Origin of the sequence: Hymenobacter cavernae, from assembly GCF_014641455.1 — a bacterium.
Lineage (GTDB): Bacteria > Bacteroidota > Bacteroidia > Cytophagales > Hymenobacteraceae > Hymenobacter > Hymenobacter cavernae.
Window position 1 is genome coordinate 674,286 of sequence record NZ_BMHT01000001.1, and the last position, 13,643, is coordinate 687,928.

13 protein-coding genes and 1 tRNA gene are annotated in these 13,643 nt (G+C 56.9%); 8 read left to right on the forward strand and 6 right to left on the reverse strand.

What is annotated here, in order from left to right:
- Positions 1–17: 17 nt before the first annotated feature.
- Positions 18–1,328 carry an adenosylhomocysteinase gene (ahcY, locus tag IEX74_RS02905; protein ID WP_188810732.1) on the reverse strand — a complete coding sequence of 437 codons (1,311 nt, stop codon included), beginning with the start codon at positions 1,326–1,328 and terminating at the stop codon, positions 18–20.
- Positions 1,329–1,627: 299 nt separating this feature from the next.
- Between ahcY and IEX74_RS02910 the strand changes: the two genes are divergently transcribed.
- Positions 1,628–2,242, forward strand: coding sequence for a hypothetical protein (locus IEX74_RS02910; RefSeq protein WP_188810734.1), 615 nt, complete (start codon positions 1,628–1,630; stop codon positions 2,240–2,242).
- 28 nt (positions 2,243–2,270) lie between these two features.
- Positions 2,271–3,461, forward strand: coding sequence for a class I SAM-dependent methyltransferase (locus tag IEX74_RS02915; RefSeq protein ID WP_188810736.1), 1,191 nt, complete (start codon positions 2,271–2,273; stop codon positions 3,459–3,461).
- A 98-nt stretch (positions 3,462–3,559) separates the two neighbouring features.
- Here IEX74_RS02915 and IEX74_RS02920 read toward each other — a convergent pair whose 3' ends face one another.
- Positions 3,560–4,159, reverse strand: a complete 600-nt coding sequence (locus IEX74_RS02920) for a DNA-3-methyladenine glycosylase (protein ID WP_188810738.1) — start codon at positions 4,157–4,159, stop codon at positions 3,560–3,562.
- 75 nt (positions 4,160–4,234) lie between these two features.
- Positions 4,235–4,537: a hypothetical protein gene (locus tag IEX74_RS02925; RefSeq protein ID WP_188810740.1), complete on the reverse strand. Its 303-nt coding sequence runs from the start codon at positions 4,535–4,537 to the stop codon at positions 4,235–4,237.
- Between the two features lie 279 nt (positions 4,538–4,816).
- Here IEX74_RS02925 and IEX74_RS02930 point away from each other — a divergent pair, with 279 nt between their 5' ends.
- The 4 genes from IEX74_RS02930 (at position 4,817) to IEX74_RS02945 (ending at position 9,760) form a co-directional block, all read left to right on the forward strand.
- Positions 4,817–5,143, forward strand: a complete 327-nt coding sequence (locus tag IEX74_RS02930; RefSeq protein ID WP_188810742.1) for a hypothetical protein — start codon at positions 4,817–4,819, stop codon at positions 5,141–5,143.
- 27 nt (positions 5,144–5,170) lie between these two features.
- Complete coding sequence (locus IEX74_RS02935; RefSeq protein WP_188810744.1) at positions 5,171–5,743, forward strand: AraC family transcriptional regulator; 573 nt, start codon at positions 5,171–5,173, stop codon at positions 5,741–5,743.
- A gap of 122 nt (positions 5,744–5,865) precedes the next feature.
- The gene (locus IEX74_RS02940; protein WP_188810746.1) at positions 5,866–7,269 is read left to right on the forward strand and encodes a hypothetical protein; all 1,404 of its coding nucleotides are present in this window, start codon (positions 5,866–5,868) and stop codon (positions 7,267–7,269) included.
- A gap of 190 nt (positions 7,270–7,459) precedes the next feature.
- Positions 7,460–9,760 carry a B12-binding domain-containing radical SAM protein gene (locus IEX74_RS02945; protein ID WP_188810747.1) on the forward strand — a complete coding sequence of 767 codons (2,301 nt, stop codon included), beginning with the start codon at positions 7,460–7,462 and terminating at the stop codon, positions 9,758–9,760.
- Positions 9,761–9,797: 37 nt separating this feature from the next.
- Here IEX74_RS02945 and IEX74_RS02950 read toward each other — a convergent pair whose 3' ends face one another.
- The 3 genes from IEX74_RS02950 to IEX74_RS02960 form a co-directional block, all read right to left on the reverse strand.
- Positions 9,798–10,883 carry a dienelactone hydrolase family protein gene (locus IEX74_RS02950; RefSeq protein WP_188810749.1) on the reverse strand — a complete coding sequence of 362 codons (1,086 nt, stop codon included), beginning with the start codon at positions 10,881–10,883 and terminating at the stop codon, positions 9,798–9,800.
- A gap of 97 nt (positions 10,884–10,980) precedes the next feature.
- A complete protein-coding gene (locus tag IEX74_RS02955) occupies positions 10,981–11,517 on the reverse strand; it encodes a GNAT family N-acetyltransferase (protein ID WP_188810751.1) in 537 nt (178 codons plus the stop codon).
- 76 nt (positions 11,518–11,593) lie between these two features.
- Positions 11,594–11,812 carry a hypothetical protein gene (locus IEX74_RS02960; RefSeq protein ID WP_188810753.1) on the reverse strand — a complete coding sequence of 73 codons (219 nt, stop codon included), beginning with the start codon at positions 11,810–11,812 and terminating at the stop codon, positions 11,594–11,596.
- A 192-nt stretch (positions 11,813–12,004) separates the two neighbouring features.
- Between IEX74_RS02960 and IEX74_RS02965 the strand changes: the two genes are divergently transcribed.
- Both IEX74_RS02965 and IEX74_RS02970 read left to right on the forward strand, forming a co-directional pair.
- Positions 12,005–12,077 (forward strand) — tRNA-Gly (locus IEX74_RS02965).
- A gap of 479 nt (positions 12,078–12,556) precedes the next feature.
- On the forward strand, positions 12,557–13,393 hold the full coding sequence (locus IEX74_RS02970; RefSeq protein ID WP_188810755.1) for an AraC family transcriptional regulator: 837 nt from the start codon (positions 12,557–12,559) through the stop codon (positions 13,391–13,393).
- Positions 13,394–13,643: the final 250 nt, after the last annotated feature.

Here is a 13,643-nt window from a genome sequence, read left to right on the forward strand (position 1 = left end):
TTTTGAGTTAAAGCGACCTAGTAACGGTACAGATCCGACTTGAATGGGCCTTGTACATCGACACCGATGTACTCCGCTTGCTTCGGCTTCAGCTCATCTAGCTCCACGCCAATCTTAGCTAGGTGCAGGCGAGCTACTTTCTCATCGAGATGCTTGGGCAGCGTGTATACCTTGTTCTCGTACTGGTCCGAGTTCTGCCACAGCTCCAGCTGCGCTAGAGTCTGGTTGGTGAAGGAGTTCGACATCACGAACGAAGGGTGACCAGTGGCGCAACCTAGGTTTACCAAGCGGCCTTCCGCCAGGATGATAACTTCCTTGCCGTCGATGTTGTAGAGGTCAACTTGCGGCTTCACGGTGTCTTTCGTGTGGCCGTAGTTGGTGTTCAGCCAAGCCATGTCGATTTCATCATCGAAGTGGCCGATGTTGCACACGATAGCCTTGTCCTTCAGCGCACGGAAATGCTCTTCCGTGATGATGTCGCAGTTGCCGGTAGCCGTTACCACGATGTCAGCCTCTTTAATGGCGTTCGACATTTTCTTCACCGCGTAGCCATCCATAGCAGCTTGCAGGGCGCAGATTGGGTCAATTTCCGTCACGACAACCCGCGCACCAGCGCCGCGCAACGAAGCCGCGGTGCCTTTGCCTACGTCGCCGTAGCCGGCCACTACGGCAATCTTGCCGGCCATCATCACGTCGGTAGCCCGACGGATGGCGTCCACCGCCGACTCTTTGCAGCCGTACTTGTTATCGAACTTCGACTTCGTAACCGAGTCGTTAATGTTGAAGGCGGGAATGGGCAATGTGCCGTTTTTCACGCGGTCCAGCAGGCGCAGCACGCCGGTGGTAGTTTCCTCCGAAATGCCTTTGATGCCAGCTGCTAGCTCGGGGTACTGATTCAGCACCATGTTAGTCAGGTCACCGCCGTCGTCGAGAATCATGTTCAGCGGCTGGCGCTCTTCGCCGAAGTACAGCGTCTGCTCGATGCACCAGTTGAACTCCTCCTCGTTCATGCCTTTCCAGGCGTACACCGGAATACCGGCAGCAGCAATAGCCGCGGCGGCGTGGTCTTGCGTCGAGAAGATATTGCACGACGACCAGGTTACCTGAGCACCTAGGGCAATGAGGGTCTCGATAAGCACAGCCGTCTGAATCGTCATGTGCAGGCAGCCAGCAATACGGGCACCTTTGAGCGGTTGCGACGGGCCAAACTCGGCGCGCAGGGACATGAGTCCCGGCATCTCGGCTTCCGCCAACCGAATTTCCTTGCGGCCCCATTCGGCCAGCGAGATGTCTTTTACTTTGTAGGGAACGAAGGTTGTCTCAACCATATCAGTAGCATTTTGCGATTCAACTGCAAAGGTAGCTAGTTTGTTCTTGCCTCCTTAATAAGCTAGGCATAAGCTGGGTACGGAATGTTATTCTCTTCTGCTAAGAGCCAGCCATCATTTCTCCCGCTGGCCGAAACGACACAATCACGCGCCCAGGACTAGCACCGTCTTTGCTATTATTCGAAAAGGACTATATCCTACTCATCCGAACGTAAGGCTCGTGCGTTTTGTTGAGCCCTGATAGCGAGCTTTCTATCACGGCGGTTACGCTACACCAAGCAGCCGCTTGCCACTTTTTTATGTCCCATTTCTTACCTCAAGCTCCGGCTTCGCGCAGCCGCCGTTTCACCTTTTTGCTGCCATTTCTATTGTTCTTTGGCGCTGCGCACGCTCAAAATGCACAGCCTAGCAAGTCCATTATCACGCTGAGCCCGGAAGATAAAGATCGGGACCTAGGTGGCGAGCAGTCTAACTTCTACTTTGCCGTCGGTAAAAGCACTGATTATCAGAATGCCGGCTTTTTCGGCCAGCGCCTGCGGCCTTACTTGGCTGGCAACTCCGCGGCCCTAGGTTATCTGAATAGCTACCGTCGGCAGAAGGCCTTGTTCCTGGGCGAGCGACTGGTTTTTGCTGGGTCAGTAGGGTTTTATGCGCAGCAGGTGCTAGCTGGCGATGCGAAGGTGTACTTCAATGACAAGCAGAAGGTGATTGTGGGCGTGGCCGCGGCTAGCTTGCTCGCTAACATCTTTATCTCACGCAACACTAACCAGCACTTCAAGCGCGCCGTGGAAGAATATAATAGTGGTCTTCCCACCAGCTATCATAACTTGTTGCGGCGACTTTCTCCCACCGCTGTTGGCTTCACGGCTCCTACTGGCCGGCCACAGCTTGCAATACGTTGGAGTTTGCACTAAACTTCCGATTTTTTCGTAGGAGTATTTCATGGAATTTCCGCTCCCGGCAGCGGCTCGGCAGTATGTTGCTGATCACCTGCACGAAGACCCCGCTCAATTGGCGTTGCAAGCGCGCCGTTTTCCTAGCCTGCCCGTGCCCGATTTGGTGCGCCAGATTCAGGCACGCCAGAAAGCCCGGACCAAATTGCCCGAATGGGCCAACAACCCCGACCTGATTTTTCCGCCCGCTTTGTCGGTGGAACAGGCTTCGTCGGCCCGCACGGCCGCTTTCAAAGCTAACCTTGTAAGCGGCGAGCGGCTCGCCGACCTGACCGGCGGCTTTGGGGTAGATGCCAGTTACTTCGCCCGCCAGATTCCGGAGGTGCACTACGTGGAGCGCGACCCGGCGCTGGTAGCCGTGGTGCGCTACAATCTGGAGCAGTTAGGGCAATCGAACATTATCTGCCACGCCAGTGATGCCGTGAGCTTTCTGAAGAATACCGATCAGACGTTCGACTGGCTTTACCTCGACCCGGCCCGGCGCGATACGGCTGCCCGCAAGATCTACCGCTTGCAGGACTGCGAGCCGGATGTGTTGCGCATTATGCCGCTGCTACTGCACAAAGCGCAACGCGTGCTGCTCAAGACCTCGCCTATGCTCGACATCGAGCAGGCGCTGCTGGAGCTGAAACAAGTGCGCCGCCTGTGGGTAGTGTCAGTGGATAATGAGTGCAAAGAGGTACTGTACGAGCTAGGTCCGGAGCCGGCTGTGGACCCGGAGCGCTACACGGTTAACCTGCTCCGCAATGGGCAACAGCAGGAGTTCCGGCTGAACAAAGCCCGTGAGGCCCGCGCCATATCGCGCTACGCGGAGCCGCAACAATACCTCTACGAGCCGAATGTCGCCATCCTGAAAGCTGGTGGCTTCCGCAGCATCGGTACGGCTTTCGAGCTGCTGAAGCTGCACCAGCACAGTCACTTATACACCTCTGATGTGCTGCGCCCCGAATTTCCGGGCCGCATCTTCCGCATTATTGCCGCTGAGCGCTACGATGGCGATGCGCTACGAGCACACCTAGGTCCGGAAGCGCGAGCGCACGTAACCACCCGCAACTTCCCCGATTCGGTAGCTGATTTTCGAGCCCGCACGGGTATTCGCGAAGGCGGCGACCTTTACCTTTTTGCTACAACTGATCTGCGCGGCCGCCCCATGGTGCTCGTGTGCGAGAAGAGCAATTAATAGCCAAGCAGTTTTAGGAACGCGCCACGGCGCGTTCTGGCGTGCGAGCACCTGGAATACCTAGGTTGTCCAATGTCAGAACGCGCCGTGGCGCGTTCCTATTTCGCTGGGCTGGTCCACTTGCTGCCTTTCAGGCGGAAGCGCCACGGCAAGGCGGTGTCGGCACCGGCGTAATCAATTCCGACGCGGGGGCTGGCGAGCACCAATTCATCAGGAACAACGTCGCCGCGGTCTTCGAGCCAGATTAGGTCGCCGGTCAGGTCGGTGCCGTAGTGCGGAATGCTGATGCCCAGAGCTTGGGTAAGCAGGCCGGGGCCAGCGGTGAGCTTGGGGGAAACTGTCGGGAGGCCGCGGCGCAGGAGCATTTCGGGGATGCCTTCCACGGGTTCTAAGCCCCGAATCAGAACCGCATCGGCTTTGCCGGCCTCGTTGGTGATGATGTTGAACAAAGCGTAGCGGCCGTAGATCAGATAAACGTAGGCCACGCCGCCAGCTTCGTACATCACGCGGGTGCGCTTGGTGAAGCGACCTAGGTGCGAGTGACAGGCCTGGTCATTGATGTGCGCATACGCTTCCGTTTCGACGATGCGGCCACCGGTCATAACGCCATTAATGTTGGTAAACAGGTATTTACCCAACAGGTCACGGGCGATTTGTACAACGTCGGGTTGGCGGTAAAAAGCAGTGGCTAGCTTCATTCTCAAATAGTTTACTAAAAAGGCCTCTTCCATTGCGGAAAGAGGCCTTGTGCGTAGTAGATGCTCGGTCGCTGATTACTTCTGCGTTGGGTTCTGAGGCTCATCCTCAAGACCATCCCGGTCACGGTCGTGGGCATCGGCGGCGTGGTCGTAGAGTTGTTTGCCGGTAGGGTGCTGCACCGAATCGGGCCGCAAGCCTGCGGTAGTAGAGTCAGATCCTGCGCTGGCAGGGCCTTCCTGCATCGGCGCATCCGATTTGCTGGCGCCGCGTTCTACGTTGGTATCACCAGAGTCGGTACCCGTGCTGCAAGCAGTAAGCGAAGCTGCGGCCACCAAAAAAGCAAAGGCTAGTGGGCGAAGCAAATGTGTGGTTTTCATAATCAGAGAGGCTAAAACTGGATAGGGACAACTGCAAGTAGCCTCTACGGCTGATCAGCCCAACGGTTTTTGCGTACACCCTAATTTATGGTTGACCACCAACGGAAAGCTAGCCCAGATAACGAACCTAGGTTATCATTCACCATCCGGAGCACTAGCCAGAACCCCTAGCTTTGCGCGTGAAAAGCACTAGGCTCCGCGAAGCCGCACGCAACCAATATATTTGCTATTCACCGATTCAGTATGCTACGGTTTACCTTTCTTCCTGCTCCTTATCAAATGCTCCTGCGCCGAGCTGCCGTGTTGGCTAGCGTCAGCTTTGGGCTAGCCTTGCTGTTGGTCGCCTATCTGTTCGGCACCAGCGACGCCTTCTTCACCCGACTTTTTGGCGCTTTTTTCGTATTTTTCTGGCTGCTGGCTGTAACATTTTTAGGGGTAGTACCCTTTGTTAATTGGGCGGCGGCCAACTGGTTCGGCAAAGGCTGGTCGGAAATAACGGCTGCATCTTCCCGCCAAAAGTCTCGTACTAGTCCTGCGGCTAGCTCGTCGGCTACTCGCAAGGCGCCAAATGTTAAAACATCAGGTACTACTAAACGGTTGAATTAACTCAGTATCCGTAACCATACCCCGCCCGTGAAAACAACCTTGCTCCATATTAAAAACATGGTGTGCCCGCGCTGCGTCGAGGCGGTACGCCACCTTCTTGAACAAGCTGGCTACAAGCCGACCAGCGTACAGCTAGGTCAGGCCCAGCTCGACCAGACTACGCCCGCCGACCCGGTAGCGGTAGCGCCGTTGCTGCGGGAGGCTGGTTTTGATGTGCTTACGGGCCGGGCCGAGCAGCTCACCGAGCAGATCAAGGCTTCGCTGGCGGAATACCTGGAGCACCTGCGCACCGCGCGGATGCCACTCACGACTTCTGCTTTTCTCACTGATCGGTTTGCCGCTACGTACTCGCACCTGAGCAAGGTGTTTTCGCGCACAGCCAACCTGACGATTGAGAAATACCTGATTCGCCTCAAGATTGAGCGCGTGAAGGAAATGCTGAGCTACGGCGAGCTGACGCTCAGCGAAATTGCCGACCAGATGCGCTACAGCAGCGGTCAGCACCTGAGCAACCAGTTTCGGCAAGTGACGGGCCGCTCCGTGAGCGAGTTCCGCCGCGAGCTGATGCCCAAGCGCTTGTCCTTGGATGAGCTAGCCTAGGTCTGGCTAAGCGACGGTAAGCGAAAGTTTACACGTCGTCAGCGAAATACTGCACTATCTTTTTTCTACAAAGCGGAGTACTTGCCAAGAGAAATTTATGGCGGGTACTCCGCTTCGTTTTTATGAAGAAAATCGGCTACATTCTTTTCACAATCCTAGGTCTAGGCCTTGTTCATCAAACAGTTGCGCAGCACTCGATGCCCCAACATTCGATGAGCACCGATACCTCGCACGCTGGTATGCAGATGGGCGACATGCCGTTAACTGGTCATGCTAGTCCACTGCACGTCAATCAGCTACAACATAGCATGAGTCACGCTTACTCGCGCTACTTGCCAATGTCACGCAACGGCTCGGGCACGGCCTGGCAGCCCGATGCCACGCCCATGTACATGTGGATGCAGCACAAAGGACCGTGGATGCTGATGTATCACGGGGCGGTTTTTGGGCGCTACACCAACCAGAACCTAGGTCGTGAAAATGGCCAGCGCGGCGGCCGCACCTTCGATGCGCCGAACTGGTTTATGACCATGGCCCAGCGTAACATCGGCCAACGCGGCCTGCTGAACCTCACGCTGATGATTTCGCTCGACCCACTCACGGAAGGCAAGAACGGCTACCCGCTGCTCTTTCAATCGGGTGAAGCGTACAAAGGCCGCCCGCTGATCGACCGTCAGCACCCGCACGATTTGTTTTCGGGGCTGAGCGTCGGCTACACGCACGCCTTCTCGCAGGATGTCGACATGACCTTGTACCTAGGTTATCCCGGCGAACCGGCCGTGGGGCCAACGGCCTTCATGCACCGCATCTCGGCCATGCCCAACCCCGATGCGCCGCTCGGCCACCACTGGGTTGATGCCACGCACATCACCTTCGGCGTCGCGACCCTAGGTTTGCGCTACAAGCAGTTTAAGCTGGAAGGCTCCAACTTCACCGGCCGGGAGCCCAACGAATACCGCTACGGCTTCGACCGGCCGCGGGCCGACTCCTGGGCCGCGCGCCTCATGTGGAACCCCACCAACGAGCTGTCGTTGCAAGTCGGGCAGGCGTGGGTGAAAAGCCCGGAGGAGCTGCACCCCGACGAAAACGTGCAGCGCACCACGGCCGGCCTGATGCACAGCCGCCAGTGGGGCGACTACCACTACATTGCTTCGTCGCTCATCTGGGGCATGAACCACTACACCTTCGGCAACGAGCACGCCGTGCTGGCCGAAACGAACGTTACCCTAGGTCGGCCTACGTTCTATGGTCGCTACGAATTCTTGCAGAAAGACCCCGAAGAACTTGAGGTGCCGCACACTGCCGGCGAGCATCCCATCTATAATATCCATGCCCTGACCCTAGGTGCCAGCTACCGCTTCACGCAACTCGGGCAGCACGGCCCTGAGCTGCACATCGGCGCGCAAGGCAGCGTGTACCGCCCCGATGATCAGATCCGTGGCTACTATGGCAAAACGCCGGTGTCAGCGGAGGTGTACGTGCGGCTGAACGCGCCACTGATGAGGATGAGTGGGATGAAGATGTAAGTAGTTGTAGCGCGAAGCCTGCGCTTCGCATATCGTTGAACAATGGACAGTAAGAAACAGAAGCAACTCGGAGGAAACTTTACCAGCCTCAACCTAGGTTACGTTGCCACTATACTATATAAGAATGGACGCCGACCGCACTGGCTAAGCGCTTTCGTATCTTTGTGGTCCGCTTTTTTGTTGTGCCCTCGTGTCTACGCTCCGCATCCTGCTCATCACGCCCCCGCTGACTCAGCTCAACACGCCGTACCCGGCCACGGCTTATATAAAAGGCTTTTTGGGTGGGCGCGGCTACGCCGTTACGCAGGCCGACCTAGGTTTGGAGCTGGTGCTGAAGATGTTTTCGGCCGCCGGCCTGAAGCGCATCTTCGCCGAAATTGAACAGGGTGGCTACAACCTCAGCGACAATGCGCGCCGCATGGTACGTCTGCAACGCAGCTATATCAGTACCATCGAGCCGGTCATCCGGTTTTTGCAGAACAAGGATAATACCCTGGCTCCGCGCATCTGCCACAGCCGCTTCCTGCCCGAAGCTGCCCGCTTCGACAACGTGGCCGACCTAGAAAGTGCTTTCGGCACAATGGGCCTCACCGACCAGGCCCGTCACCTCGCCACGCTGTACCTCGAAGACCTAGGTGATTTGATCAAGGAAACCGTGGGGCCGCAGTTTGGCTTTTCGCGCTACGCCGAAAAGCTAGCTTTGTCGGCCACCAGCTTCGAGCCGCTGTACGAAGCCCTGCAAGCCGCGCCCAATCTTGTGGATCAGGTGCTGCTGGAGTTGCTCGATGAGTTGGTGGAGCGTGTGCAGCCGGATGTGGTGGGCTTCACGGTGCCTTTTCCCGGCAACTTGTATGGGGCGCTGCGCTTGGCGGGCCGCGTGAAAGCACTCCGCCCGCAGACTAAAACCCTGATGGGTGGTGGCTACCCGAACACCGAACTTCGCCAGATCAAGGAGCCGCGCTTCTTCGACTACATTGATTATCTGACGCTTGATGATGGTGAAGGGCCGTGGTTGCGGTTGCTGGAATACCTAGGTAGCCAAAAAGAACGTCATGCGGAGCCTGTCGAAGCATCTCTCCCGCCAAGGTATTCCTTTACTACCGCGGCAGAAATGCTTCGACAGGCTCCGCATGACGTTCTGCCGGAACAAGCGCCACCCCAATTCCAACGAACCTTTTTGCGGGATACTAACGGCCAAGTTCAGTACATAAACCAGCCTTTCGCTGATATTCCGCACCCCGAGGTAGGCACCCCGGATTACTCCGATTTGCCCCTGGCCGAATATCTTTCGGTTATTGAAGTCCTAAATCCGATGCACCGGCTCTGGAGCGACGGACGCTGGAACAAGCTCACCATTGCCCACGGCTGCTACTGGAAGCGCTGCTCCTTCTGCGACGTCACGCTGGACTACATCAGCCGCTACGAGACGGCGCCCGCCACGCTGCTCGTCGACCGCATCGAGCAGATTGTGCGGCAAACCGGGCAGACGGGCTTTCACTTCGTGGACGAGGCCGCCCCTCCCCTGGCCCTGCGCGACCTGGCTATTGAGCTGCTTAAGCGCCGCGTCAATATTACATGGTGGGGTAATATCCGCTTCGAAAAAACCTTCTCGCCCGACTTGTGCCGCTTGCTGGCCGCGGCGGGCTGCATTGCCGTTTCCGGCGGCCTGGAGGTAGCGTCAGATCGACTGCTGGCGCTAATGGAAAAAGGCGTGACCATCGCGCAGGTCGCCCGCGTGACGGATGGCTTCACCCAGGCGGGCATCATGGTGCACGCTTACCTGATGTACGGCTTCCCGACCGAAACGGCGCAGGAAACCGTCGATTCGTTGGAGGTGGTGCGGCAGCTGTTTGGGGCGGGCATTGTGCAATCGGGCTACTGGCACCGCTTTTCCATGACGGCGCACTCGCCCGTAGGCAAAAACCCCGCGAAGTACAACGTGGTAGCCGTCGGCCCCGAGCCCGGCGACTTTGCCTGGAACGACCTCTGGCACGACGACCCCACCGGCGCCGACCACGAGCAGTTTGGCCCCGGCCTCGCCAAAGCCTTGTACAACTATATGCACAGCGTGGCCTTGCAAGAGCCGCTGCAATTCTGGTTTGATTTCAAAGTACCGCGCTCCACAGTACCGCGCCACCTCATTCAGCAAGCGCTGCAAGAGCCCGGCAAACCAGAGTTCGCAAAGCAAAACCTGCGGCTTTTCTGGCTAGGCAATGCGCCGGAGCTGCGGTTGGAGCAAGCGAAAAAAGGCGCACGCGCAGTACTCACCTTCTACGAGCAAGCCGAAGATTTCGAGGTCAAAACTGCTCCGGTCATTGGCGAGTGGCTGCACGCGCTTCTTACCCAGCTCACAGCCGACTACGACACGAAGGTGTTGCTGAAAGAAGCGGCCAGCACGTTTCCTGCTAAAGTAGCCGGGCTTTCGTTCGAAAGCTTCCTGGCCTCGCCAACGTGGCTGCTGTTGCGCGAAAAAGGATTGCTGCTGTTTTAGAGAACCTAGCTTTTTAGCGCTGGTCGCTACAGCAGCCTTATAACCTAGCCCGCAGCCAAGCCAACAAATCCTCTACATAGCCAGTAGCGGGGCGCGACCATTCCCACTTGCCATCGGCGCGGGTGCCGCCGGGGAGGGCCAGATTGTGGTTCGCATTTGGGTACACCCGCACCGTGGCGGCCCGGCCGCCCAGCGCACTACGCAAACGCCGGGAGCTTTCGCGCACGTCTACAGTCGTGTCATTGCCGCCATAAAGAGCCAGCACCGGAATACGCTGGCGAGCCAGCGCACGAAAAGGCTGCTGCGCCTCCGCTGAGCTTACCGGTACGGCCTGTACCACCACGAAAGCAGGGCTAGCTTTGCCACGAGTAGCTAGGGCAAGCGCCCTCGGCGCGTTTTTGCCTGTCACCCACAGTCCTACGTGAGTCGTGTCGACGCTGGGCGTGGCGCGTAAGGTGGCAAGGGCGGCTTGCGCCATCTGCCCGGCCGCGGAGTCGGGCGTAGTGGGTGCGGGCTGGGTAATGAGCGTAGCAAATCCTTGCCGGGCCAGCAGATCGGCCACCTGATTCAGGTTCGTCGCCGAGTCGGGGAGCAGCACCACGGCCGGGTGCCGCCGCACGGTATCGTCGGGAAGCCGCAACGTACTCCGCATGTTTTGCGTGCCGTAGCGAATGGTCAGGCCCTGCGTGCCATAAGGGCGCGGGTCAGCTTTGCCACGCCGCACGAGCAGCAGCTCGGCTTGGGCGCTATCGGTGGTTAGGGTTCCGCGCCAAAAATCACCTTCCCGAATGGCTTCCACGATCATGTTATCGGGTGCGCCGGCTTGGCGCTCGAAGTGCAGCATCGGGGCATTGTAGCGCAGGTTGGCGGCCGGAAAACCTAGGCCTTCCTTGTTGGCAAACTGCAGGTCACCCTCCAACCGCCCGGTGGCGTCTTCCCGCAAATCAAGCACGACTCGCTGCTCGGTGCCCTGATACGTAACAGGACCTTCGTAGTGGCCGGTCGGCAACGGTCCCGCCGACCGCTCCCCCGACGAGCACCCTTCCACCACGAGCAAGCACGGCAGCAGCCATCCGGCCACGCGGGGCAGCAAAGGCAGACAAGGGAACTGACTCAAGCGCATGACAAGCAGATTGATGTATATCGGGCTCAAAAGTAATGCAGCCGTGCTTTATCATCGTGAACCGGCCAATAAGGCAAGCAGCCTTTACCTAGGCTTGCTACAAACCCTTGCGCAGAATCAGATCGTTTTGCAGGTCCTGACCTAGCTTAAAGGCGGTATTACCAATAATTTTGAAGCCAAACCGCTGGTAAAATACAAGGGCGCGCTCGTTCTTTTCCCACACACCCAGCACGATGCTGCGGCAACCTTTTGCCTTAGCTTCTTCAATAATCCGCCGCATCAGCGCCGCCCCCAGCCCCGTCCTGATCCAATCCTGCCGCACGTAGAGCCGCGAGATTTCCACCTGCGTATCCGCTGCTTTGCCGGGAGCCAGACCTAGGTTCGAGCCAAAGCGCAGCTTCGCCGAGCCGACCAGCTCCTGCTGCATTTGCGCCAGCAAAAACACGGTATTAGGATCTTGTAGCTCAGCGAGTTGTTTTTCCTCTCCGAAGCTTTCCTCCAGGTACGCCGCCATATCCTCCGGCGTATTGTCGGCCGCGAAGGTGTCATAAAACGTCTGGCGCCCGAAGGCAGCAAGCTGAGCCGCCACAGCGGCAGTACGCTTAGCAATGGTAATGCGAAGAGGATGAGACATCAGAGAAATATTGGCAGAAGGGCGCAAAGGTACAGGCTCTCTCCTTTCGGCGTGCCGGAAAAACCTAGCTTTTCCGTTAATCGATGGTGTGGCCGCCCCGCCACATGCGCCACCCGGCCCGCAACATAAACAAGGCACCGACCAGAATCACCAGGCTAAGAAAGAAGCGGGGCGTGTCGAGGTTTTTCACCTGCCAATCAGCATAGAAGCCTGGCATTCGGTAAAGCTGTACAGCCAGCAAAAGCAGCCCTGCTACTAGGTAAAGAGTGCCCCGGTTACGGTTGGAAGAAGCCATGAGTCAAGATAAAAAGCAGCGGATGAGCGTGGATAAGTCGCATAAATGCGCTTCGGCCACGGCAGTTTTACGTTAATGGCTGAAAGAAAGCTGAACCTAGGTCTGGCCCGCTGAGCTGTTAGCGCTTGTCAGGCAAGCTCCGCAGTTGCAATTTGATTTTTGCTGTGTATTTTTGGCTTACCAATTTCCTCCGCGAGAGTAGCTCAGTTGGTAGAGCATCAGCTTCCCAAGCTGAGGGTCGCGAGTTCGAGCCTCGTTTCTCGCTCATTCATTATCAGCCACCTAGCATTACTGCTAGGTGGCTGATTTGTTTTTAGCTGACAGTGCCTGTTACAGAAGTCAATCTTTGTCGAGTTGTTTCTATAGCAAAGATTTGAGTAGTACCGTAAGAAGGGGCCGTGAACTAGCATAGCTTGGTTTTCAAGTGCAGCTCGAATGAATGATGGAGAGTAACCCAAGTAATCTACTCACTTGACGCCGGCAAAAGCGTAGCCAGCTTACTTGCAAGAACAACAGTCGTGCGTGAGCTCCTATTTAGCTCGTAGGGTCGAAGGCTTTGTTGTATTTTCCTAAATTCCTTGTCCGCTCCTACCTAGCACCCGCAATGGCTAGGTGGACTGCTGAGCAAAGTAAATTCGGACTTTTGAACAAAACGCGACGGTTGAGGGCTGCTTACTTTTGTATGGTCAAGCTGCGCTTCACCTTGGAGCATGGCACTTGACAAACATTGAGATGCAAGTACCTATGGCATTTAAGCAATTCAACCGCTACGCGGAAATGGTAGTAGCTTGTCGAGGCGACCAGCGCTACCGAGGAGAGCTAGCCTCGGATGATCATACCCTGGTAGGAGTGCTGGCGGGCGAGCTAAAAGTGGTGCAAGCCGACCGTACTCTCAGTTGCGGGCCAGGTGATACGCTGCTGTTGCCCAGAAAGCAACCCATAACCCTGCTGAAGTATCCGAAAGACGGCGTAGCGTATCAGGCTGTGGTCATGAAGCTGCCCACGGCGCTTGTGCGGGCCTATTATGCGGAGAATATCCCGACGCCAGTCCGACTGGCTGCTACCGGCATGCTACTCTTCTCGAAAAGCCCGCTGCTACAGAGCCTCTTTGCCTCCTTGCTGCCCTACCTGGAGCTAGAGCACCGCTTGCCGGAAAAGCTCTTGGCCGTCAAGGTAACGGAGGTGATTGAGATCCTGCGCAACCTCGACGAGCACAGCGACGAGGTGCTGGCCGATTTTTCCGAGCCAGGAAAAATCAATCTGGTTGAGTTCATGGAGGCGAATTATATGTTCAATATGCCCCTGACCACCTTTAGCTACCTGACCGGCCGCAGCCTAACTACCTTCAAACGAGACTTTAAGAAAGCTTTTCTGCTTAGCCCACAGCGCTGGCTCACGCAGAAACGGTTGGCGCTGGCACATTATCAATTAGTAGAAAAAAGAAGAAAGCCTGTGGAGCTTTACTTGGAGGTGGGCTTTGAAAACCTAGCCCACTTCTCGCATGCGTTTAAAAAGCAGTTTGGCTATCCCCCAACCGCCTTGGCTGGCAAAAGAGCTACCTACCCATCGGCAGGTGATTGAGATGAAGAGCCAACGGAGCCAGTAGGCACCACTCTGCTAGTAAACAACAATTTATAACAACACCAGCTAAGACCCCATGCCTTAAGCAGATGCCGCGTACGCTCCCGGAAAGCATGCCGGCTACTCTCCACCTAGCTTTCCGAAAGGCAGCACTACCTGCCTCCGGGAGAAGACTCGGGCAAGTCGGGTCTTCAGGGCTCATCATGTTCTTAGAGAGCATTTTACAGGACACTGACAAGTGTCTCACGGA